Below are 23,846 nucleotides of genomic sequence, written 5' to 3' on the forward strand. Positions count from 1 at the left end.
CTTTGCTTAGTAGATTTCTCCCGGACAGATATGTAAACTTAAATCTATAAATTAAAAAGTGCCGCACCCATTTAGGATGCAGCACCTATGTTAGATACTAATTTGAACTTGTTGAGGTTGTATTTCCTGTTATAAGCTCCTCATAAATAAACTCCGCAAAAAGTTTTCTCTGGGTTTCAAGATCCGAGAATGCAATTACCGAACCTACAGGAGTATCGTTCATATAATACCACTGACCTTCTTCAGGTACTGTGTATTGTTCAACCGAATATGTGAGGTATGTCATTGAATGTGATACAAGCGCTGTAATTTCATCTTTCTTGAGGTTTGTTGTAACAAGAGGACCAACCTTACCTACGATTGAAATTATTTGAGTTAAGTCAGCGTCTTTCATATCGTTGAACATTGTTTCAAGTAACTTACGCTGACGTGATGTTCTGTCCCAGTCATCACCGGCAATACCGATTCCTTCTTCGGAAGAATCAAGACCTCTGTTTCTTGCATACCAAAGAGCCTGCTGACCTGTAAGGTGAACCTTGCCCGGTGCGTCAGTTATTGTTGTACGGGTATCCGACTGCTTGTTCTTGTAAAGCTGATAGTTGATGTAATCAATCTCGTCCTGAGTAAGTTCAAGGTCAATACCGCCGAGAACATCAATAATATCAATAAAACTTGCATAGTCAACAACCGCATAACGGTCAACCTTTACGCCGAAGTTTGATTCAATAGTCTGAATTGTAAGTTTCGGACCGCCGTAAGCATAGGCATTTGTAAGTTTGTCATAACCGTAACCGTCAACATATACATAACTGTCACGCTGGAAAGAAGTCATCTTAAGCTTTTTGTGACGGTTGTCAATAGACAACATAATCATTGAGTCGCTTCGGCCGAATTTCTCTCCCTTTGCATTATCCTCACCGAACAGCATAACATTAAGGACTTTTGAATCTTCAAGCAATTCGTCATTGCTAAGCTGCGACTTGCTGAAAGTACCGTCAGATGTAGGCAATGTACTTGAAGTGGCTTTCGTTGAATTATTATCCGAAATATCAACAAACTTAAGCGAATTAAGAACCGAATAATAATAAAGAAGTCCGCTGCCGCCGATAAGCAAAAGAATTGAAAGAACAATTGATGTTATTCTGATTGCTCTGCCCCTCTTTTTGTAAATTTTATTTACCTGCTTATTAGAGCTTATATCGACAAAACCTTCTTTTATTTCGTTATTGTTATCGTGATTTGCCATAACATTCCTCCGAAAAACAAAGATTTAATTATGTTACAATCCGAGCATAACTAATTTAATAATTATACCATATAAGCACAATAATTAATTCTAAATAAGAATTTTATGTCTGATATTTTATAATTTTGTAAAATTATGTAAATATCAGAGGTTTTTTTACTGCATTTCGTCAAGAGAAAGTGAAAATGCAGGTAAAAACTCATTTGTAAACACATCTGCTTCAGGCATATTCATATCGGAAATTGATTTTTCTATGCCGTTTTTAGCCTCTCTGAATTCTTCGTTTCCCATACGCAGTTCTTCTATGCACTTTATAAGAGCAGAAAATCGGTCAGCTGCCTTAACAAACTTTTTGAGTTTTAGGTCATCTTTACCGCTTTGTTTTATAATTTCTTCCATATCTTTTCTGAAATCTTCGGGCAAAAGTGAGCAAAGTCTGTCGGCGGCGGCATTTTCAATTTCTTTGTATGCATCTTTTATTGTATTGTTAAAATACTTTATCGGTGTCGGCATATCTCCTGTAATAATTTCTGTGGTATCGTGGAAAATCGCAAGAATACTTGCTCTTTCAGCATTCAGATTACCTCCGAATTTTTTGTTATGAATAAGCACAAGACAGTGCGCAATCATTGCAACCTGCAAACTGTGCTCGCTTAAATTCTCATATTTTGTATTATTCATAAGTCCCCAGCGATTTATGTATTTCATTCTTGACATCATAGCATAAAAGTTCGACTGTTCCATAGCTGATTTCTCCTGTTTTTTCCAAAAATATAGTGCAAATTACCATACAATGTGGTATAATAAATATTAAGTATAAATTTTAATATAATTATAGCCGTATTTAAAGGCTTTGTAAAGAATTTTGATTTTAATATTAACCCTTTATGGAGGATAATATGGGCAGGCAACTTGAAAGACACACAAATAAAAATCATCACTTTGGATTACAGGCTTTTTTGATAGCTTTGGTAACTGCCTGTGTGCTTATTATTCCGTTTATTATTTTTGACGGCGGAGTGTTTTATTACTACGGTGACTTTAATGTACAGGAAATTCCGTTTTACCAAATGGTACACGATGCGATAAAAAGCGGTAATCTCGGGTGGAATACAACTACGGACTTAGGTTCCGATTTAATTTCAAGTTACAGCTTTTATCTGTTGGGCAGTCCGTTCTTTTGGCTGACAATTCCGTTTCCGAGTGAGGCTGTTCCCTATCTTATAGGCCCATTGTTAATTCTGAAATTATCGCTCGCCTCGCTTTCAGCATATCTTTATTTAAAAAGATATGTACGCCACGGGCAATTTGCCGTTATCGGCGGACTTCTGTATGCATTCTCGGGTTTTTCGATTTATAATATATTCTTTTTCCATTTTCATGAACCTATGATAATGTTTCCGTTACTGCTTGCGGCATTGGATTCATTTTTATTTGATAAAAAGCGTGGCATTTTTGCTCCGGCAGTGTTCTGCGCCTGCGTAGTTAATTACTACTTCTTTACGGGACAAGTTCTGTTTGTGATTATCTACTTCCTTATGCTTGTATTTACAAAAACATATAAATTTTCTATAAAAGAATTTTTACTTCTTGCGGTAGAGGTTTTAACAGGTTTTCTTGCGTCTGCTTTCATACTTTTGCCGTCGGTTCTCGGCATTATGGGCAATCCTCGACTCAACACTCTGCCAAACGGTTGGGACGCACTTGTTCACAGCAGTCCGCAACGGTACTGGCTGTCGATTGCAAGCTTTTTCTTCCCTGCCGATATGCCTGCATTCCCGACATTTACGCCCGATTCAAACTGTAAATGGGCTTCTGTCGCAGGTTGGCTGCCGCTTGTCGGTATGACGGGAGCAATTGCTTATCTGCAATTAAAAAAGCGTGACTGGATAAAGAAAATAATCAGTCTGCTTATAATTATGGCATTTGTCCCTGTTTTAAACTCCGCTTTTCAAATGCTCAACAGCTCAATTTACTATGCAAGATGGTACTATATGCTTGTACTGATGCTCACACTTGCCACAATCCGTGCATTTGAAAGTCATCAGTCCGATTGGGGCAGGGCTGTAAGATGGTCAACGGGAATCACCCTTGCTATGACGGTTCTTATAGGATTTATGCCAAAAATTACCACCGTTACAACAAACGATGTCGAAACAGATGAATGGTCAATCGGCATTGCAGGCGACACACGAAGATTTTGGATATACGCACTCATTGCAGTTGTTTGCATTTTAGGATTTGTGCTTATATTTAAAAAATTCGGTTTCCATACAAAAGCATTTTATATTACAACAACCGTCACACTTTGCTTTACAATTCTGCTCACAAGCGGATTTATTATCGGCTCGGGAACCGCATACAGCTCTACCATAAAGCCGATAAAAGAAAATATAATAAACAAGCGTGACACTATTCATATCGAAGACCTTGACGATGACAGCGTAAGAAGTGATTTTTACGAATGTCCCGATAACACGGCAATGTTTTGGCAGATTAAATCCATCAATTGTTTCCAAAGTTCGGTTTCACCTTCAATTATGGAGTTCTACGATTCTCTCGGAATGACCAGAGATGTTGCCTCACGTCCCGAAACAAATATGTACGGCATACGCTCTTTATTAAGCTGTAAATATCTTTTTGATTATATGGGTGACGATGCCGATATTTCAAAGTCATTTACAGAAAAAGACGGCAAAACAAAAATGCCTTACTGGAAATTCTTAAAAGCGGAAAACGGTTTCAGAATTTACGAAAACACCTGCTACATTCCGATGGGCTTTACCTATGATTCTTTCATTACAAACGAAGAATTTGACCTTATTACAAATTCTCACAAAACCGAGGCTATTCTGTACTCAATGGTTTTAAGCCGTGAGCAGATGCAAAAATATGCCTCTGTTACAGGATATTCCGATAAAGATTATAAATATTTGTACAGTAAAACACCCGAAAAATTTACAAGTAAGGTTAACGATTATTCTTACGATAAAGACACCTATACAAAGATTTGTAAAAGCCACGCCGATAATTCTTGTTCGGAATTTAAATACACTAATAACGGCTTTACTGCCGAGTTTGATAATACGGACGGCAACGAAAATTTACTTTTCTTCAGCGTTCCTTACAGTGACGGTTTTACGGCATATGTAAACGGTAACAAAACAGATATAGAAAAAGTAAATAACGGACTTATGGCTGTTTATATTCCCGAAAATACAAAATGCAGTATTGAGTTTGTTTACGAAACTCCGGGACTTTCCGCAGGTATTCTTATTTCTGTACTTTCAGCCGCAGCATTTGCTGTTTACATTTTATCAATAATTATATTCAGATTAATAAAAAAGAGGAAATAATTACATTCGGAGGATTTTAAAATGATGTTTGGTGACAAAATATTAAAATACAAAGACGAACTTCTTGCAGATCTCAACACGCTCATAGGCTTTGAATCGGTTGCAAACGAAAAGCCCGAAGAATGTCAGAATGCAATAAATTTTATGCTCAAGAGAGCAAATGACTTTGGTCTTACAGGTGAACAGGTTACCGACGAAAGTATGCACATTCAGCTTGGCAGCAAGGGTAAACTTTGCGGTATTTTAAGCCATCTTGATGTTGTACCCGCAGGCAATAATTGGAGCGTACTCCCCTATTCTCTCACAGAAAAGGACGGCAGACTTTACGGCAGAGGAATAGCCGATGACAAAGGTGCCGCACTCGTTACATTGTACTGTCTTAGAGCTTTAAAAGAAGAGGGTATTGACGGTGTAAATACTCTCCGTGCCATTTACGGTACAAGCGAAGAATGCGGTATGGAAGATATTGACGGCTATTTTGAAAAAATGCCTGTTCCCGACCTTTCTTTCACTCCCGACAGCGATTACGGTATTTGCTATGCCGAAAAAGGTATTTTACAGATTGAAGTAAGCACAAAAGGAAACCTCGCAACCGTACTTTCACAGCTACATTCGGGAAAAGCAATTAACGCCGTACCCGATATTGCCTATGCATTGCTTGATTCTTCAAACTATGATGAGCAAAATCTTCTTGAGCTTTCAAAAAAGACAGAGGGTAATTTTGAATTTAACTCAACAATTGACGGTCTTATGGTAATCAGCCGTGGTAAAGCCGCTCATGCCTGCGAACCGCATAAAGGATTTAATGCCGCAGCAGCGCTTGTTGAACTTCTTGCTAAGGCATATACATCAACCGAAATCGGTACGATTTGTGACTTTATTGATATTGCCCTCGGAAACGAAACCGACGGTTGTTCCCTCGGACTTAAAACTCATTGCAGTATTTCTGGTGACCTTACCGTAAACCTCGGTTATATTCATATTGAGGGTAATGAGGCAAGAGCCGCATTCGACATTCGCTATCCTGTTTCAATTACAGGCGGCAGTGTTTACAGACAGTTCAGATATGCAGCTAAACATAATAAATTAGATGTTAAGGTACTTAACCACGAAAAACCTCTTTACATTGAAAAGGACAGTGAGCTTGTTAAGCTCCTTTCGGGCGCATATAAAGCAGTAACAGGCGAAGACCCCGAACTTTACACCACAGGCGGCGGAACTTACGCAAGGAAACTCGGCGGTAAAGGTCTTGCATTTGGCCCTGCTTTTAAAGATGATGAGGTTAATATGCACAATGCAGACGAAAGCATTGATAAAGAAAAATTCTTTACCCACGCACAAATCTGCCTTGAGGCAATGTACAGAATGTACTGCGGTATTTCTGACAACGAAAATTAATAAATTATATTGTTTTATAGACACACTTTAATTAACAAAGGATTTTTTTATGAATAAAGAAAAACTTATAAAAAATCAGGCGCTGACCTCCTTAAAAGGCTCATGGATAATTCTGATTGCAATGGTTCTTACAATATCTGCCGTAATGATTGCAATATACAGTATGGGAAGTATAGTTCAGTTAATTACAAAGTCACTTGATACTGCCACAGGTATGGCAAAATCGGGAAAAGAATTTACTTTTACTCTTATAAGCATAATAGATTTGGTTGTAATGTTCTTTTTAACACCTCTTATAAACGGATTTTTTAAATCTGTTTATACTGTTGCTCACAATGAAATACCGAGCTTTTGGGAAATATTCAGCTTTTTTAAATCACCTAAATTGTATTTTAAGACTATCCTGCTTAATCTTATTTTTGTTGTAATTCTGTCTTTGGCGTTTTTCGCATTTGACTTTGGTTACCTTGTAACTATGATTACAGATTCGCTTAAAACAAGCAATACCGCTCTTACTACGCTTATAACTGCCGTATTAAATATTGTATTCGGCGCTGTATCGGTACTTTTGATTTCATTTGTTTATTTGTTCTTCGTAAATTATGCTATGTTTTTATTTATTGACGATTCAAATTCAAATGTATTTTGTTGCTTTGGCAAAGGCGTAAAAATGTTTGTTAAAAACTTTGGCAACACAATGAAATTGTATTTCGGTTTTGCCGGCTGGATTGCACTTTGCTTTTTTGTGGTTCCGGCATTTTATGTATTACCTTATATTTCAACTTCCTTTGCTACCTCTGCAAAGTGGCTTATATCAATTGAAAAAGGTAGGAATTAACTATGATAGTTTCTCTGTGTATGATAGCCTACAACGAGGCGGACGCTCTTAGCGGACTTTTTAAGGATATTTCTTTACAGGACTATCCTCACAACAAAATAGAGGTTGTATTTGTTGACAGTATGTCCACCGACAAAACCTATGAAATGATGGAAAAATTCAAAGAAACCGGTTACGGATTCCGCAATATTTCCATTGTACAGTGTATGAAAAAAAATCAGGCGAGTTCATGGAATGCCGCTTTGATGACTGCCCGTGGCGATGTAATAATAAGAGTTGACGCCCATGCCCGTATTCCAAAAGATTTTGTATCACGAAATATTATGAATCTTGAAGACGGTGAGAATGTAGTCGGCGGCGGCAGACCAAACATTACATCCGACATCTCTTCATGGAAACTCACTTTACTTGCTGCCGAAGACTCGCTTTTCGGCAGTTCGGTAGCCTCATATCGCAGACCGTCTGCACAAAAAGAATACCTCGACAGCCTTTTTCACGCTGCTTACAGACGAGAAGTAATCGCAAAAGTCGGCGGTTTTAACGAAAATCTCGGAAGAACAGAGGATAATGAGTTTCACTACCGCATAAGAAAAGCAGGCTATAAGATGTGCTGTTGCCCTGACATTGTGTCATATCAGCACGCAAGAAACAACCTTAAATATATGGTTCATCAAAAATATTCAAACGGCAGGTGGATAGGACTTACCCTATCGGAATGTCCGGGTTGTCTTTCCTATTTTCATTTTGCTCCGTTTCTTTTCGTAATGGCATTGCTGTTCTGTTCTATCCTCGCATTTATCGGACTTCCGCTGTTTTTATATGTTTTGCTTGCAGTTTACGGAATGTTTGACATTGTAAATACAGTCGGTTGCTGTACAATGAAAAATGTTCAGCCGCAGTTTGTACTTTTGCCGTTCATCTTCCCTATGCTCCATATTGCATACGGAATAGGCACAATAGTCGGCTTAATTCAGATTCCGTCATGGCAGAAAAGCATAAAAAACAGTAATGCAAAAGAAAAGATTGAAAAGGTAAGACGCAAGGTAATTCAGAATACCCTGAAACCGGAGGAACGCTGATGTTTACACTCGACAATTGGTCAGCGGATGACTACGATAATCTTACCGAGTACCTTAAAAGCAATGCAGATTTAAAATACAGAGATTTTCATTCTTCGCTTGTTCCCGATACCGAAAGCAACAGCATTATTGGAATTCGTATGCCGATAATGCGCAAAATTGCAAAAGAAATTTCAAAAGGCAATGCACGGGAATTTCTTGATATTTCTCAAACAGAATATTATGAGCAGCGTATTATCTCCGCCCTTGTTATGGGACTGATAAAAACCGAAAGTTTTGACGATTTTGTTTCTCTTGTAAATGCTTTTGTCCCCAAAATAAATAATTGGGCAGTTTGTGACGGCTTTTGTGCGGGACTTAAGGAAGTCAATAAATATAAAAAGGAATTTTTTGAATTCCTTTCAAATTACTTAGAAAGCAAAAATGAGTGGTACATTCGCTTTGCATTTGTAATTATGCTTAATTATTACCTTGAGAGTGAATTTATAGACGATGTGCTTGCTCGTTGTGACAGCGTAAACAGTGATAAATATTATATTTTAATGGCGCAAGCATGGATGCTTGCAACAGCATATGCAAAGCAAAAAGAAAAAACTCATAAATATTTTCTGAACAATAACCTTAATGACGCTACTTTTAATAAAGCTATTCAAAAGTGCATTGAAAGCAGACGGGTTACAGATGATGATAAAAAGTTTTTAAGAACTCTTAAAAGGCATAAATAATTAATAACAAAAGCCAATTAATCGCATATTGATTAATTGGCTTTAATATTACCTGTATGAATCTATTAAATTGTTTATAGTATCGTAATCACTTTCGGATATTTTGTACTTGTGCTCCGAATCAAAACTAAAACTGATATTTTTATAACCGCATATCGTAATACTGTATTTTTCGTTATCATCAGTATATGCGTTAAGCCATAACCCGCCGTTCGTTTCTTCGTTATCCGATGACAACTCGGCTTTAGAGAGAATATCAAGTATTTTCTCTGAATCTTCTTTATTAAAATTGACTTCATTTTCATCAGGTTTTAGCCAAGAAATACTTGCAATTTTATCAAAATATACATCATTATTAACCTTGTTACTCTGACAGCCGACAAGTAAAATAAGAGTTGAAATTAAAAAAATCAGAAATTTTTTCATACACTCACCTCACAATATGTTAATTTTATTTTAAGGTATAAATAATTCATTGTCAATATAAATCAATATAATAAATGTTTGTTTCAAAAATTGTGCATTACATAAACAAATCTTATTTCATATTGACAAATCAAACATAAGGATTATAATATAATTAACAGTTGTCTTCGGGGCGGAGTGAAATTCTCCACCGGTGGTAAAAGTCCACGAACAAGCAATTTGCTTGCCGAGTCTGTGAAATTCAGACACCGACGGTATAGTCCGGATGAAAGAAGAAACGCAAACAATCAACATTGCCTTTGGCTTTGTTGAACCTTTTGTGCAGAAAATTTCCCCGTTACGGCAGTAGCGGGGATTTTTATTTTCTCGGGACATCTGAATTTATTTCTAAGGAGTGTGTTCTATGAGAACAGCACAAAACAGTCAAAAAATTATGACAACCAAAATCACCGTAACGGCACTTTTAACTGCCGTTGCCATTGCACTTCAGTACATTGAAGTTCCTATTCCGCTTGTACCGTCATTCTTAAAACTTGATTTTTCGGATCTGCCCGAACTCATCGGCGCATTTGTGTTGGGCCCGCAGTACGGCATAATTATTTGCCTGCTTAAAAATCTTATTCATTTACCTGTATCAAGTTCAATGTTTGTCGGCGAATTTTCAAACTTTATACTCGGTGCTATTTTTGTGTTTGTTGCAGGCATTATTTATCAGTATAACAAAACTAAAAAAGGCGCTTTAATCGGTTGCGTAGCAGGTGCATTTGCAATGGCTGTATTAAGCGTAGTTACAAACTACTTTATAGTTTATCCTGTTTATGCCGAGTTATGGGCAGGCGGTGATATGAATGTAATTGTAAATATGTACAAATTACTTCTTCCGTCTTCAGACACATTGCTCAAATCTTTAATCATCTTTAATGTGCCTTTTACCTTATTTAAAGGTATAGTTGATGCAGTTATAGCTATGATTATTTACAAGCCGCTTTCAAATATGATTGTTCGTATGAATACGGCTTTTACAAAAAAGCGTGATTCAAAAGCTGAAAAGGCTTGACTTTTTTCGACATAGTGATATAATGTAATTCGTAAGCATTTTTGCTTAACAGAGTAGAAATTTGTGCGTAAAGTGTTTTGTGGACGGGGAGTTGCCACAAAAACGAAAGGGTATCCTGCGGTACAAGTTTCGCATCCCGCTGTTACTTTGGGACTGATAGCGGGCAGAATTTCTGTCCGCTTTTATTTTTCTCCTAAAGCAACACCGAAAAAATCTTTAGGAGGAAAATATATGTCAATTTCTAAAAAGTTCTATAATTCTTTTACAGAACTAAAGTCAGTTAAGTCACTAGCCATGATTGCAATGTTGCTTGCTCTTAGAATCATCCTCGGATTCATCGGCAACAGCACCTTGCCTTTCTTTGGCAACAATGTAAAATTAAGCGGTGCATTTTTGCCGATAGCAATTACAGGCTCGATGTTTGGCCCTGTACCTGCTATGATTGTCGGTATGCTTGGTGATGTTCTTTCATTCATTATGAATCCGACAGGCGGTGCTTACTTCCCCGGTTTTACAATTAACGGTATTCTCACAGGCCTTATTTACGGTTTATTTCTCTATAAGAATGAAGTAACTGTTCCAAAGGTAGTCATTGCTTGGGTTATCAACTGCATTGCTGTTGAAATCTTCCTTATCGCATATTGGCTCTTCTTCTTGTATGGCACTTCTTCGGGCAAGTCATATTTCATTTACCTTTCAGCAAGACTTATCAGTCAGGCTGTTAAATGTATTCCTGAAATTTTACTTATTCTTGCCTGCGGTAAGATAATGTCACGAGTAAAACTCCCACAAAAAGCTAACTGATAACAAAATCGGCTGTTGCAGTAATTTGCAACAGCCGTTATTTTTTGTTTTATTCTAAATGTTTTAGCACACTTTTGGTCTGGCAACAAAGTAAAGCAAAAGCTAAACTTTCAGTCCAAAAGTAAAAGGTTGTGGGTGTGAGCAATGCCCACAAATGCTTTAACTATAACAAATTCTTGATAGCCAAGCGGCTTGATGTTTAGGATTGACCACAAAATCTCATCAATATTTCAATAACCGTTTAGCTGTCAGAGTTTGTTAATTGGCATAATCGTACATATCTTCGTCATACAATTTTATATTTTTTGCATAGCATAGTATTAAGGCTATCTTAAAACAGACATTGATTAAACCTATAATAAAGCTAAACATAAAAACACCAAAAGAGCCGACAATGTCAATTACAAGCAATAGAATTAATATTCCATATTTCATCTTACTGGGTTTCTTGTACGCACTCCAAGCTAAATATAGACAAACAAAAAACATTGCTAAAATCAGAATGGTTATTAAAACACTTAATGCACTTATTTCAAAACCAAAAATAGTCAATAAAAAAAGTGGAAAATAAAAAATTGACATAAATAAGCAATATGTATATTCTGCAAATGCAAAATCAGAATTTAAAAAACAACCACATACAATAATCATAGTTCCAAAAATTAACACACTCGTCATTATCGGAGCCAATATTTCTGTAATATGTTTATTTTTCACTTTACATTCCTCCTTTCATTGAAATAAAAGTTGTAGAATATATTTTGTGATCAACCCTTTATTAAACCTCAAACACCTCAAGGTCATTCGGAATATACAGATTTCCGCTGAAATACTCTCTGCCCTCGTTATAGTACAGAGTTTTTCTGTTTTGCAAATTCTTATCCTCCGTATGATACAAAACAAGGTTTTTAATTTTCAATTCTTCCGCAAGTTTACAGGCGTCTGCAACTGTAGAATGATTTTTCTCATACGGCTGAAAAATATCCGCCTGCGAATACAGGCAAAAAGCCTCGTGTAAAAGCCATTCACTGCCATAGACATATTCTTTTTCGCAGTCGTGGAACGGCTCGTCACCGCAACAGGTAAGTTTTTTACCGTCGCCGTAATGCATGGTGAAACCAAACTGCTTTGTCTTAATTGACCTAACATCAAAAAACCGCACTCTGTGCCCTATTATATCAAGCTCCTGTCCGTTTTCAACCGTAACAAGGTGCAGTTTGCTGCCGATAAGGTCAAGCTCACGCTTGAGCAAAAGCAGGTTTGCAATATCTCTTATGATTTTTATTACTTCGTCATGACCGTAAATATACGCCTCTCCCTCATATGTATTGCGGTTTATATGTTGGCAAATCATTCGTACAAACCACATTATACCAAATAAATGGTCCATATGCTTGTGTGTAATAAAAATATGTCTTATGCTTTTCCAGTTGATTCCCGATGACTTTAGCTGTTTAAAAATCGTATTTCCGCCACCGCCGTCAACCATAAAATTCTGCCCGTTATCCGAAAGCACAAAGCAAGTATTGTAACAGTCGGTTACGCTTGCACACCCTGTGCCGAGTATTGTCAGTTTCAAAATATCACCCTGTAAAATAATACCATATTTCCCGTTAATTGTCTATTTAGCAGTCGACCGAAATATAATCGTTAAGGTGAATTGAATAAATTATACATTCTTTTACCTTATAGTCGGTAAACTCCTCTACCGCAAGTTTGTAAAGATTTAACTGCTTAGCATAAAGCTCTTTCAATCTGCTTATATCACGAACACGGTCAGTTTTATAATCAACCACAACAAGTTCGTTATCCTCTTTAAAAATAAGGTCAACAGCACCCTGCATTACCACTCTTGTATCGGCAGAATCGCCCTCAAGCGTGCTGTCGAGCATACCTGCTTTGATATTTACGGTAAAGCGTTCTTCTCGCATAATTAACGGCGAAGCTGTAATTCGCTTTGCAAGACTGCCGTCAAGGAATTTTTGAACTTCCTCTTTATTAATGGCGTCAAACTGCTCTTGCGTCAAAATATTTTCTGATAAAAGTCGGTCAAGTTCTGCCTGCAAATTATTTTTAGCATCTTTAAAATTGCAAAACTGCAAAAATTTATGATGAGCCGTACCTTTTTCAACAGCCGATGTATTCCCCTTAGACATAAATGCAGGTTTAAGAAAAATTTTATCAAAGCTGTCGCCCTCATTATGGGCAAGTTCAGAGGCACTGACTTTTTGAGGAATTTTTAGAACAGCTTGATTTCTGTATACAAAACCTGTTCTCTCTTTTAATAAATCTATTACGGAATTATCGTATATTTCGTTATCAGAATTATTTTTTACATCATTACTTCGTTCATCTGTTTCACTTACAAAATCAGACGGACTTATAAAATTAATATGCCACGGTAATTCTTCCGATGCCGTGCCCATTAAATCCGATTCACCTATTTGCAATTTCATTCTCAATTCGTTATGCAGCGGATGAACAAGCGCACACATACTCACCCAGTCGCTTATTGACCTTGCTTTCATAACCGCATACGGGTCAATTACACCGCCTGCAAGTTTTGAATTTAATTTTACTAGATAATCTTTCGGGTCTTTTTGCGATGATATTACAATCAGCTTTTCTTTTGCACGGGTTAGCGCAACATAAAGAACACGCATCTCCTCGGCAATTTCGTTTTCCGATATTTCCACTCCCACCGCCATTCTCGGCAATGTATTGTATCTGCAAAATCCGTCAACTCTCCTTATGCCAAGACCTGCCTTACTGTCAATAAGCACATCTGCGCTCAAATCGGTTTTATTAAACTTTTTTGATGAACAGGCAATAAAGCAGACAGGATACTCAAGACCTTTAGATTTATGAATACTGATTACTTTTACTGTGTTTTCGGTTTCACCGTTTGCACCCGATGACGATTCAAGGTCGGCACCGTTTTCAATCAGCTTATCCATATATGTTATAAATGCCGACAATCCCCTGTAACCGCCCGACTCAAAGCCACGGGCATATTCCCTTAAAAGATTAAGATTTTTTATGCCTTTTGAACCGTCAATTGCGGAAATGACTGCAGAAAAAGAAGTAAGCTCATAAATTCTGCCCAACAGTTCATCAACGGAACAGGTGCAGGAATATGTTTTGAGCAAATTAAGTTCCTTTAAAAATTCGGCTGTGCGACCGTCATTTTTAGCGTAAGCGGCAACTGCCGAATACAAATTAGTATGCCTGTTGTTGCCTTTGATTTTTGCGAGTTCGTCAACGGTAAAGCTGTAAACAGGACTGCACATTACAGAAAGCAAAGGAATATCAAGCGACGGATTGTCTATGCAGCGCAAAAAGTTAAGCATAACCTTTATTTCGTTCGCATCAAAAAAGCTCTCTTTTATCTCTGAACTTGCAGGCACACCAAGGCTGTTTAAAATATTTACAAAGGCAGTCGCCGTACTCTTTGTACTTCTCAAAAGAATTGCACAATCACCGTATTCAAGAGGCTTTTTATCTTTGCCTACGGTAAATCCCTCTGCCCTCATTTTAAGAATTTTGTTTGCTATAAATACAGCCTCATTCTCTACGCTTTCGTCCGAACTTTCATACTGAATATAGTCAACTTCAAAATTACAGCCTTCACTCGGAGGATATTCCGCGCCGACATTCAGATATTCGTCAGTACCGTAATCCATTTTTGCCGAAGTTTTCGTCATAAGATTTTTAAAGATAAAATTGACTGCCGAACAAACCTCTTTGCGGCTTCTGAAATTCATATCAAGAATTATAGCCGCAGGGAAAATCTCGTTTTCTCGGTCATATTCATTGTATTTATCCTTGCGGTCAATAAAAATTTCGGGCTTTGCCTGTCTGAATCCGTAAATGCTCTGTTTTACATCGCCAACAACAAACATATTGTTTTCGTCCGTACTTACGCATTTAAAGATAAGGTCCTGAACATCGTTTACATCCTGAAATTCATCGACCATAATCTGGTCAAAACGCTTTGAAATTTCCTTTGCCTGCTCGGTTTTTGTATATCCGTCACCGCAAGGCTCGGCAAGTAATTTTACGGTCAAAAGCTCTACATCCGAAAAGGAAAGAATATTCTTTGCATACTTCATTTCAGAAAATTTGCTTAAATACGCTTTCACTACCTCAAAAAGCTCGGCAACTGTTTTGCTTAAATAACCAATCTCGTTTTTTATTTCTTCACTGCTCCACATAAAGATATTGCAAATACTTTCAACCGATTTCTTGACATCATCACGGGAATTTGCTATTGAAATTTTTATCGGGTCATCCTTATATCCTTTAGGAGTTTTAAGTCTGCCTTTCACAAAAGATTCGGCAAATCTTTTTATTTCATCCCACGAACCGTCCTCAAAACGCTCCGACAATTTTTCAAAATATGCTTTATCGTCAAGCAGCAGCGGCAAATTTGCATCTCGGAGTTTTTCGTCCCCATCAAGCAATTTAATTGAATTAATCGTAATCAAAAGCGAGTGGTCAACCATAGACCTTGCATATTTAATTAATATTTTGCCAAAAAGCGATTGTTCAACGGGAATTTCGGGACTGTACTTTAACAACATATCGTCAAGCCACTTTTCGCCGAACGGTTGGGTTGCAAGAAAATCAGAAATTTTCAGCACCGCCGCCCTTAAATTATCGTCACCGTTTTTATTTGCAAAAGCGTCAACAAGCGCCGTAAAATCGGAGGTATTTTCTCTGTAAAAATCTTCGAGTACGCTTTCAAGCGCCTCACTGCCGATTACTTTTATTTCGTTTTCATCGGCAAGGCGAAAATCCTTTTGCACGCCGAGAATATGAAAATACTCTCTTACCACAGAACCGCAAAAGCTGTCTATTGTACATATGCTTGTATTGTACATAAGCTGTCGCTGGCGCAAAAGCAGAGAATTGTACGGGTCATTTTCAAGGAGTGAATTAATGGCTTTGGCAAGTCTTTCTTTCATCTCGCTTGCCGCTGCTCTCGTAAAAGTTACAATAAGCAATCGGTCAACATCTATGGGATTTTCTCTGCGTGTTATCATTCTTATAATTCTTTCGATAAGTACGGTAGTTTTGCCCGAACCCGCAGCCGCAGATACAAGCACACTGCCGCCTTGAGCATTTATCGCATCGGTCTGCGCATCAGTAAAAACAGCCATTACTCCTCACCCCCGTTTTCCTGTTCTTCTTCAAGTATTCTGCATACCTCGTCATTTTTAAGTGAAAAACTGTTTCTGCAGTCACTCATATGATATGCACAAATACTGTCATACGGACAATATTCGCAGGAATCTTTACCGCCTTTAAGCGGAGAAGCCTCTACATTGCCCGAATAAAGCGTTGTACCCATTTTGGCAACCGTCATATCAAGTTTTTTGAAAATCATACCCAATTCTTCAAGGCTCGCAAGACTTCCGCCCGCTGTAAGCGTTCCATTTTTGGTATTGAATGAAATATAAGCGGCATCCGAATTATCAATAACATCAAGAGAATTTAACAGCATACCGTTCATTTTAAGTCCCTTGGAAACCTGCTCGTTTATCTGCTCGTCACTTATGGTATTATCGGCAGAAATCGGCTTTACGGTGGCAGGCATATAGAGTATTCCTGCAGGAGTAACCTTACCGTAACGCTCTTCACCGCCAAGCGTAATGGCGTAAAGATAGATAAGCATTTGCAAATTAAGTCCGTACAAAATATCAGACAGTTTAAATTCCTTTGAACCTGTTTTATAGTCAATAATTCTGATATAATTTTCCTCGCCTTTTTTCAGAATATCTACCCTGTCAACACTGCCTCTCAACAATATTTTCTGCCCCGTAGGCAAAACGACTTCGTACCCCGGAATATCTCCGTCTATTTTAAGTTCACAATCCACAGGTTCAAAACCGCTGTTCTTAAGCTCTTCTATGATATGCAAAACAAGAAAATGTACATTTTCTCTTATCTTATTGAACCTGTACATAAAGCGGGGAGTATTTTTTTGTGAACCGCCGAAATGTTTATTGACATAATCATCAAGAATACTGTCACATTCCTTGTTTATCTCATCTTCACTCATATTTGAAAATTCGTTTTTAGAGTATTTGCTGAAAAATACTTCCATAATATAATGAATAAAAGTACCGTATTCAAGGGGATTTATCTCCGCTTTTCTGCGTTCACGAACATTCAGACCGTAATTGCAAAAATATGAAAATCTGCATAAACTGAATTTTTCAACCTGCGAGGCGGATATGTTTAAATCATTGCCAAACAAAAGACCTACATTGCTTTTATCGTCAAATACAAAAGGCTTTGCTTTGCTTGCGTTTGCAACGGCACTGTACTTATCTTTAAATATTTCGTTTTCGGAAAAATATTTTTTTAACGCTCTTTCTTCATTGCTGTCACTGTTAAAATTTCTTGCACACTCCTCAAACGCAGGCAATATAGCCCATATGCTGTCCGCAACCGAGCAATACTCTTCTTCTCTGTGCAATAAAATATTCGGAAAAACAGCGATTATTTCATTTATAATTGAAGATTGCATATATGTGCCGCCCGTAAGGTCGGTTTTATAGAATGAAACAAAAAGTTTTTGCGACGGCGCTGTTGCGGATTTGTAAGCCATATAATTTTCAAAATCCGCAAGTTCGGCAGGTTCATCTCCGAAAGGAAGATTATTGGCAATAAGCGTTTTTAATTCGTATGCAGAAAAAAGTCCCGATGCGGAAGGTACTGCCGGAAATACTCCGTCAATACAACCTATAAGGAAAACGGCTTTTTCATTATTAAGTCTTACACGGGTTGCCGTACCCACCGATACACTGTCAACCGTACGGGGAATATCTGCAATTTGCAGTGCCGACAATCTTAGCGACAACAACTCAAAATACCTTTTCAAAGATATTTTTAAATCACCTGCAACCGCAACGGTTTGGTCAAGAGTGCCCATAAGCAAATTCCACAGTCTGATTTGCTCTTTTGCCTGTGCAATTTCACCGTCGGCTTTCAGCTTGTCAAACATTTGAGAAACAGCGTTTGTCACCTCAAGTTGTTCAAGCAAATTATATAACTTTTCGGTAATTTCTCTACCTGTTTTATCCTTGATGTCCTCTCTGAATTTTACAAGCGGTTCAACAAGATTTTTTCTTACTTTTTCAGCCATTTCAAGCTGTTCTGTTTGAGTTTTTCTCATTTTTTCGGAAAAACCGTCGGGATTATTTTCAAACGGCTTTTTAAAAGCCGCTCCGTTAATATTCCACACATAAACATAGTTTTCAAAGGCTGATATTTCTTCATCGGAATTATTGCTGAGTCCTGTTTTTAAAATTGCGAGTAAATCATCTTTTTGCCAACCGTTCAAAACAGCATTGAAAATCGAGCATACATATCGAATAACGGGCTTAATATAAATATCATAGCTCATATCCATAAAATATGGAATTTCGTATTTGTCAAACACAGTATTCAAAACACCCGCATACGGTGCAATATCTCTGCAAATTACGGCAATGTCGGAATACAAATACCCTTGCTCGATAATGAGTTTTTTAATCTGTTTTGCAACAAACTCACATTCTCCGTACACGGTATCGGCAGAAAAAGCAGTTATTGCATTTGTTTTTAACTCATATTTATTATTTTTGTTTTGATAAAAATTCTTTTCAAGAATTTTTAGTTCTTCACTCTCATTTCTGAAATTTTCTTCAAGTTTTATCGGCGATTTTATATCAATATTTTCTGCCTTTGCAATAGCTTTCAGACTTTTATATGTATCATTTGTGGTGCTGAAAAGGCTTTGTTGTTCATCTTCAAAAGGATTTAATGTAAGTGCGACAATAACGCTTTCACACTGCATAAATAACAGTCTTAACACCTCAAGCTGTTGTTTTGAAAATCCGCTGAAAGAATCTACAGCAAGCGTAAAACCGTCAAAAATATTTTTCTCTTTTAAAATTTCCGCTGCTCTTGTAAGATTATCAAGTGGGTCTATATAACTTTGTTCAACAATAGCGTCAAAAGTGTCTATTATTAACGCAGTTTCCCTTAGTTTGGTTTTCAATGTTTTATCATCAACCAAAGCCGATACATTTCTTAACATCTCGGTAGAAATCTTCGCCTTTTTACATTCCTTAAGCGCAGAAAGCATTGCCTCAATCACACTCTTTTTACCGCTGCTGTTTGCAAACATTTCAAGGCTTGTGTCAAGCTGTTCGAGTGCAAGGCTCATAATTACCGCTCTTGTGCTGTCATCTATAACATTTTTCTGTTCAAAATTAATCGTATCAAAAACATATCTGCAAAAGCGTGAAAAACCGAATACTTTTACATTCTGACACTTTTTTGCGCCGAGCCTGTCGAGAAACACTTTTTCTGTTTCAAAAGAACTCTGATCGGGAATAAGCATAATTATGCGATTTTCTCCCGATTCCGCAAGTTTTGTAAGCGTATTATACAGGTATTCCGTTTTGCCTGTACCGCTTTTTCCGAGTACAAATCTAAGCAAATCTATCCCCCGTTTCAAGTGTAGTAAATAAATTATACTACTATGATACCATAACAGGTGTGTCATTTAAAGAACATTACTCAAAAAAAGAAACTATTTTTTCAAATATCTCCACAACCTTAAACTTATATTGATAATCATTTCCTTTAACGATTTCCTGCTGATTTTCCGAAAAAGTTTTTTCCACCTTTTCATCCGTATCGACCGCAGATGATATACAAATTGACGGATACATTACACACCACCAATTATGCCCTTTACCGTCACCCACAGTAATTCTCAATGCATCATATATACCCGCAGGCATTGTATAATTATCATAATATCTTGTATTAAAATACATTTTTACAACTTGAGCGTTTACCTTATAATCATATCCGTTTTCATAAACAACATTTTGTGCAACGGTTTGCAAAGTTTTTAAATTTTCCCTTGCAATGTTCTCTGCCTCATCACTGTCTTCGGCTTTATCAAAAAGCATATCGGTATATTCAAGCAAAGCGTCACGCACTTTCAGCTTTAATGCCTGATCCTCCGCACTGTCGGAATTTGCAAGAATATGCAGTCTGAACACTTCTTCGGAAATCTGTTCGCACTCTGCCTCAAACGGTATTACAGAGTAAATGACGGTAAGTACAAATGCAATACAAAGTGATTTTATAAGTAATTTCATAAAAATAACCTGCCCTCTCTTTTTAAGGAGTATGGACAGGTTACTTTTAAAATATTCATCTGAATTATAAATTATTTTCTTCTCTGATTTCTTTTGTTGCTTTTACAAGATTTTTCAGACTTTGTACAGTTTCTTCATTACCTCTTGTTTTTAAACCGCAATCGGGATTAATCCACAATTTATTATAAGATACCTTGGAAAGCATTTTATTTATCGCCGATTTAATCTCCTCAACTGTAGGGATTCTCGGCGAATGTATGTCATATACACCCGGGCCAACCTCTGTACGGAATTTCTTTGCTTTGAGTACATCAAGAAGTGTAAGGTCAGAACGGCTTGCCTCGAAAGTAATAACATCGGCATCCATATTGTCAATATCCTCAATAATATCGGCAAATTCGCTGTAACACATATGAGTATGAATTTGAGTTTCAGATTTTACGCCGCTGTGTACAAGACGAAATGCTTTAATAGCCCAGTCAAGATATTCCTTGTTCCAATCGCATTTACGCAACGGTAATTTTTCTCTTAAAGCAGCTTCGTCAATCTGAATAATCTTAATTCCGCTTGCCTCAAGATCCAAAACTTCCTCACGAATTGCAAGAGCTATCTGATATGCACTTTCTTTTAAAGAAATATCCTCTCTCGGGAAAGACCAGTTTAATATTGTAACAGGGCCTGTAAGCATACCCTTAACAGGCTTTTCTGTAAGGCTTTGAGCATAAGTTGACCATTTAACAGTCATTGGTTTTGCTCTTGAAATATCACCCCATACAACAGGAGGTTTAACACATCTTGTACCGTATGACTGTACCCAGGCTTTCTCGGTAAAGATATATCCGTCAAGGCATTCACCGAAATACTCTACCATATCATTTCTTTCAAATTCACCGTGAACAAGTACATCAAGACCAATGTTTTCCTGAAGCTCAATACACTCCGCAATTTTTGACTTCATAAACTTTTCATAATCGGTTTCGGAAATATTTGCTTTTTTGTATGACGCTCTTGTCTGACGAACATCGGAAGTCTGCGGGAAAGAACCTATGGTTGTTGTAGGTAAAAGCGGTAATTTAAACTCTTCTTTCTGTATTTTTTCACGCTCCGAAAATACAGGCAATCTTGTAAAATCTTTTTCCGATAAAGCGTTTACCTTTTCTTTTACATTTGTATTGCAGCCGCTTCTTTCTTCGGAAAACAGTTTGATGTTTGCTGTATATTCAGGTAAATTGCAATAATCCTCGGTTTCGATAATTTTTTTGATTTCATTTAATTCAACCAGCTTTTCGCTTGCATATGAAAAATGTTTTTTATATGTATCCGAAAGCTTAACTTCATTTTTAAGTGTATACGGAATATGAAGTAACGAACACGAAGTATTGATTACAGTATTAATTGATTTATTCTGTAAATTCTTTAATAACTCCACTGTCTTTTCATAGTTATTTCTCCAAATGTTTTTACCGTTTACCACACCTGCAAAAAGCACTTTGTCACACGGAAAACCGTTTTTCTCAATAAGTTCGTGTGTTTTTTTACCCTCAATAAAATCAAGACCTATTCCGTCAAAATCAAGAGCGCATATTTCTTTGTAGCAATCTCTTACATCGCCAAAATAAGTTTGCAAGCGGATTTTAAGACCGTTTTTATTCTCAAGAATCTTGGTGTACAATGAATTAAAGAACTCTATGTTCTCTCTGCTCATATCTTTTACAAGACAAGGTTCGTCAAGCTGCAGCCATTCTGCGCCGAGAGTTACAAACTTACCGATAATCTGAATGTATGCGTCTGTAATGTTGCCGAAAAAGTTTTCTTTGGTCTTTGTGCCGATATATCTTGCAAGCTCAAGGAAAGTATACGGACCGATTATTACAGGAGTGGTTTTTACTCCGTTATCCAATGCCTCGGTAAAAAGTTCAAAAGGTTTGTTATCGGATAATTTCAAAACCGTATTATCGTCAATTTCAGGTACCATATAATGATAGTTTGTATTAAACCATTTCTTCATTGCAAGAGCTTTAACATCTCCCTTTTCTCCCTGATAACCTCTTGCAGCCGCAAAATATTCGTCAAGCGGAGATAAACCGAGGTTTTTGTATCTGTCGGGAACAACATTCAAAAGAAAAGCCGTGTCGAGCATTCCGTCATAAAAAGAAAAATCGTTTGAGGGAATAAAATCAAGACCGCTGTTCTTTTGTTCTGTAAGGTTTTCTGTTCTTAACTTTTTTGCTGTATCGAAAAGCTCTGACTGTGCAATTTCATTTCTAAAATATTTTTCACTCGCAAATTTAAGTTCACGAAGTTTACCTATTCTCGGATAACCGATTATCGAAGTTTTCATATTTATTTACAAATCCTTTCAAAGAAGTCTGTAAATATTATACAGCTAAAGTAAAAAAAGTGTTAATACTAAAAAAATAGCGTTAGATATAGTTTTAAACTATATCTAACGCTGCTTTTATAAATTATACGATTAACTTAATTTTCTGTTTTATAATCCATATACTTGCATTTTTAACAAAAAAGGCTATAATACATATTGGAAAAATTTTTAGGAGAAATAGATTATGAAAAAGTTAAGAGGACAGATTTCGGAATCACGCCGACTTGCAATATTGCTTGCGGTATCGGGCGGATTTATGGACGCCTATACTTACACTTTTCGCGGTGAAGTATTTGCAAATGCACAGACGGGCAACATAATTTTGCTTGCAATCAATTTATCGGAAGGAAATTTTGAGAAAATGTTGCAGTACCTTTTTCCGGTAATTGCCTTTGCGTTCGGAATAATTCTTGCGGAGGTAGTGCACCGCTTTTGCACGATTGACAATATCCTGCATTGGCGACAATACACCGTCTTGCTTGAATGTATTATTTTATTCTCTGTAGGATTTATATCCCAAGAATACAATATGATTGCGAACTCGCTTGTTTCATTCGCCTGCGGTATACAGGTTGAAAGTTTCAGAAAAGTAAAGGGCAATGCTTCGGCAACCACAATGTGCATCGGCAACCTGCGTTCAGGTACACAAAATTTATTTAATTTTATTTTTAATAAAGATAAAGAATGTCTTAGAAAATCGCTTATATACTACGGAGTTATATTCTTCTTTGCTTTCGGAGCGGTTATTGAAAATGTTATAATCGGATTTTGTAAACAATATACAATCTGGTGCAGCTGCATATTGCTTTTTGCAGGTTTTCTTCTTATGTTTTTGCAAGCCGAAGAAGAGGATAAACAGACTTGTAAGTTAAAATAGATTTTTGGGTTGTATTTTAAATGTTGGGATAATATTAATAAATTATGGTTTAGCTGATTGCTTTATCAAGCAATTATAAAAGTTTGGTCGACCTTTTCAAAGGTCGTGGGTGTGGGCAAAGCCCACAAATACTTTCAGTTTATGCAATTTAACGATAGCCAAACAGCTTGCTGTTTGGCGGCTTGAACAAACAGGCGAAAGCCTTTGCGAGAGCAACAAAAGGAAATAAACATCATTTTCATAGTCAACGCAATGCGTTGACTATGTTTTTAGCATTTCTGTTTATAATGGCTGTCGCCTGTTTTAACATACTTAATTTTAGCACGCAAACTGCGTGGCTGTTTGCGCCTGATAAATTGTTATATCGGAAGATTTTATGGGCGCTGCCCAAACCCGCAATTTTTGAAAAAATTGAGTAAACTTTTTTGTTTTTGGGAGGATAATTTAGCGTTAGCTAAATTTCAATGCCCGACTGACACTCCGCTAAACC

The 23,846-nt window shown here is 37.0% G+C and carries 18 protein-coding genes and 2 riboswitches; of the genes, 9 read left to right on the forward strand and 9 right to left on the reverse strand.

Annotated features, from left to right (window positions below):
- Positions 1-97: 97 nt before the first annotated feature.
- Positions 98-1,246 (reverse strand): LCP family protein, encoded by a 1,149-nt coding sequence (locus tag H8R91_RS04855; RefSeq protein ID WP_186935108.1) that lies wholly within the window; start codon positions 1,244-1,246, stop codon positions 98-100.
- A gap of 156 nt (positions 1,247-1,402) precedes the next feature.
- Positions 1,403-1,990: a 5'-deoxynucleotidase gene (gene yfbR, locus H8R91_RS04860; protein ID WP_186935109.1), complete on the reverse strand. Its 588-nt coding sequence runs from the start codon at positions 1,988-1,990 to the stop codon at positions 1,403-1,405.
- Between the two features lie 155 nt (positions 1,991-2,145).
- On the opposite strand from yfbR, the gene H8R91_RS04865 reads away from it, so the two are divergent.
- From H8R91_RS04865 to H8R91_RS04885, 5 genes are read left to right on the forward strand one after another with little or no spacing between them, the layout of a single operon-like run.
- Entirely contained in the window at positions 2,146-4,602 is a 2,457-nt protein-coding gene (locus H8R91_RS04865) for a YfhO family protein (RefSeq protein WP_186935110.1), read from the forward strand.
- A 21-nt stretch (positions 4,603-4,623) separates the two neighbouring features.
- Positions 4,624-6,000, forward strand: a complete 1,377-nt coding sequence (locus H8R91_RS04870) for a Sapep family Mn(2+)-dependent dipeptidase (RefSeq protein WP_186935111.1) — start codon at positions 4,624-4,626, stop codon at positions 5,998-6,000.
- Between the two features lie 49 nt (positions 6,001-6,049).
- Complete coding sequence (locus H8R91_RS04875; protein WP_022235065.1) at positions 6,050-6,838, forward strand: hypothetical protein; 789 nt, start codon at positions 6,050-6,052, stop codon at positions 6,836-6,838.
- Positions 6,839-6,840: 2 nt separating this feature from the next.
- The gene (locus H8R91_RS04880; RefSeq protein WP_186935112.1) at positions 6,841-7,917 is read left to right on the forward strand and encodes a glycosyltransferase family 2 protein; all 1,077 of its coding nucleotides are present in this window, start codon (positions 6,841-6,843) and stop codon (positions 7,915-7,917) included.
- Positions 7,917-8,642 (forward strand): DNA alkylation repair protein, encoded by a 726-nt coding sequence (locus H8R91_RS04885; protein ID WP_186935113.1) that lies wholly within the window; start codon positions 7,917-7,919, stop codon positions 8,640-8,642. The genes H8R91_RS04880 and H8R91_RS04885 overlap by 1 nt, the downstream gene beginning before the upstream one ends.
- Before the next feature lie 48 nt (positions 8,643-8,690).
- Here the strand turns inward: H8R91_RS04885 and H8R91_RS04890 are convergent, their stop codons facing one another.
- Positions 8,691-9,068, reverse strand: a complete 378-nt coding sequence (locus tag H8R91_RS04890; RefSeq protein ID WP_186935114.1) for a GSKIP domain-containing protein — start codon at positions 9,066-9,068, stop codon at positions 8,691-8,693.
- A gap of 159 nt (positions 9,069-9,227) precedes the next feature.
- Positions 9,228-9,349: riboswitch (FMN riboswitch) on the forward strand.
- Between the two features lie 122 nt (positions 9,350-9,471).
- Between H8R91_RS04890 and H8R91_RS04895 the strand changes: the two genes are divergently transcribed.
- Both H8R91_RS04895 and H8R91_RS04900 read left to right on the forward strand, forming a co-directional pair.
- Positions 9,472-10,125 carry an ECF transporter S component gene (locus H8R91_RS04895; protein ID WP_022235061.1) on the forward strand — a complete coding sequence of 218 codons (654 nt, stop codon included), beginning with the start codon at positions 9,472-9,474 and terminating at the stop codon, positions 10,123-10,125.
- Between the two features lie 47 nt (positions 10,126-10,172).
- Positions 10,173-10,269, forward strand: a riboswitch (THF riboswitch).
- An 87-nt stretch (positions 10,270-10,356) separates the two neighbouring features.
- Positions 10,357-10,929 (forward strand): folate family ECF transporter S component, encoded by a 573-nt coding sequence (locus H8R91_RS04900; protein ID WP_186935115.1) that lies wholly within the window; start codon positions 10,357-10,359, stop codon positions 10,927-10,929.
- 258 nt (positions 10,930-11,187) lie between these two features.
- On the opposite strand, the gene H8R91_RS04905 is transcribed toward H8R91_RS04900, so the two are convergent.
- The 6 genes from H8R91_RS04905 to metE all read right to left on the reverse strand — a co-directional run bounded on the left by H8R91_RS04905 (position 11,188) and on the right by metE (position 22,437).
- Entirely contained in the window at positions 11,188-11,646 is a 459-nt protein-coding gene (locus H8R91_RS04905; RefSeq protein WP_186935116.1) for a hypothetical protein, read from the reverse strand.
- Positions 11,647-11,707: 61 nt separating this feature from the next.
- Positions 11,708-12,508 (reverse strand): MBL fold metallo-hydrolase, encoded by an 801-nt coding sequence (locus tag H8R91_RS04910; protein ID WP_186935117.1) that lies wholly within the window; start codon positions 12,506-12,508, stop codon positions 11,708-11,710.
- A gap of 46 nt (positions 12,509-12,554) precedes the next feature.
- Complete coding sequence (addA, locus tag H8R91_RS04915; RefSeq protein WP_186935118.1) at positions 12,555-16,091, reverse strand: helicase-exonuclease AddAB subunit AddA; 3,537 nt, start codon at positions 16,089-16,091, stop codon at positions 12,555-12,557.
- Positions 16,091-19,423, reverse strand: coding sequence for a PD-(D/E)XK nuclease family protein (locus H8R91_RS04920; protein WP_186935119.1), 3,333 nt, complete (start codon positions 19,421-19,423; stop codon positions 16,091-16,093). Before H8R91_RS04920 ends, addA begins: the two co-directional genes overlap by 1 nt.
- A gap of 76 nt (positions 19,424-19,499) precedes the next feature.
- Entirely contained in the window at positions 19,500-20,096 is a 597-nt protein-coding gene (spoIIR, locus tag H8R91_RS04925) for a stage II sporulation protein R (RefSeq protein WP_186935120.1), read from the reverse strand.
- A 64-nt stretch (positions 20,097-20,160) separates the two neighbouring features.
- A complete protein-coding gene (metE, locus tag H8R91_RS04930; RefSeq protein ID WP_186935121.1) occupies positions 20,161-22,437 on the reverse strand; it encodes a 5-methyltetrahydropteroyltriglutamate--homocysteine S-methyltransferase in 2,277 nt (758 codons plus the stop codon).
- Positions 22,438-22,663: 226 nt separating this feature from the next.
- Here metE and H8R91_RS04935 point away from each other — a divergent pair, with 226 nt between their 5' ends.
- Positions 22,664-23,356 (forward strand): YoaK family protein, encoded by a 693-nt coding sequence (locus H8R91_RS04935; protein ID WP_186935122.1) that lies wholly within the window; start codon positions 22,664-22,666, stop codon positions 23,354-23,356.
- A 182-nt stretch (positions 23,357-23,538) separates the two neighbouring features.
- Positions 23,539-23,775: a hypothetical protein gene (locus H8R91_RS04940; protein ID WP_186935123.1), complete on the forward strand. Its 237-nt coding sequence runs from the start codon at positions 23,539-23,541 to the stop codon at positions 23,773-23,775.
- Positions 23,776-23,846 lie beyond the last annotated feature (71 nt).

It is taken from the genome of Ruminococcus intestinalis (assembly GCF_014288065.1).
In the GTDB taxonomy this organism is placed as follows: Bacteria; Bacillota; Clostridia; order Oscillospirales; family Acutalibacteraceae; genus Ruminococcoides; species Ruminococcoides intestinale_A.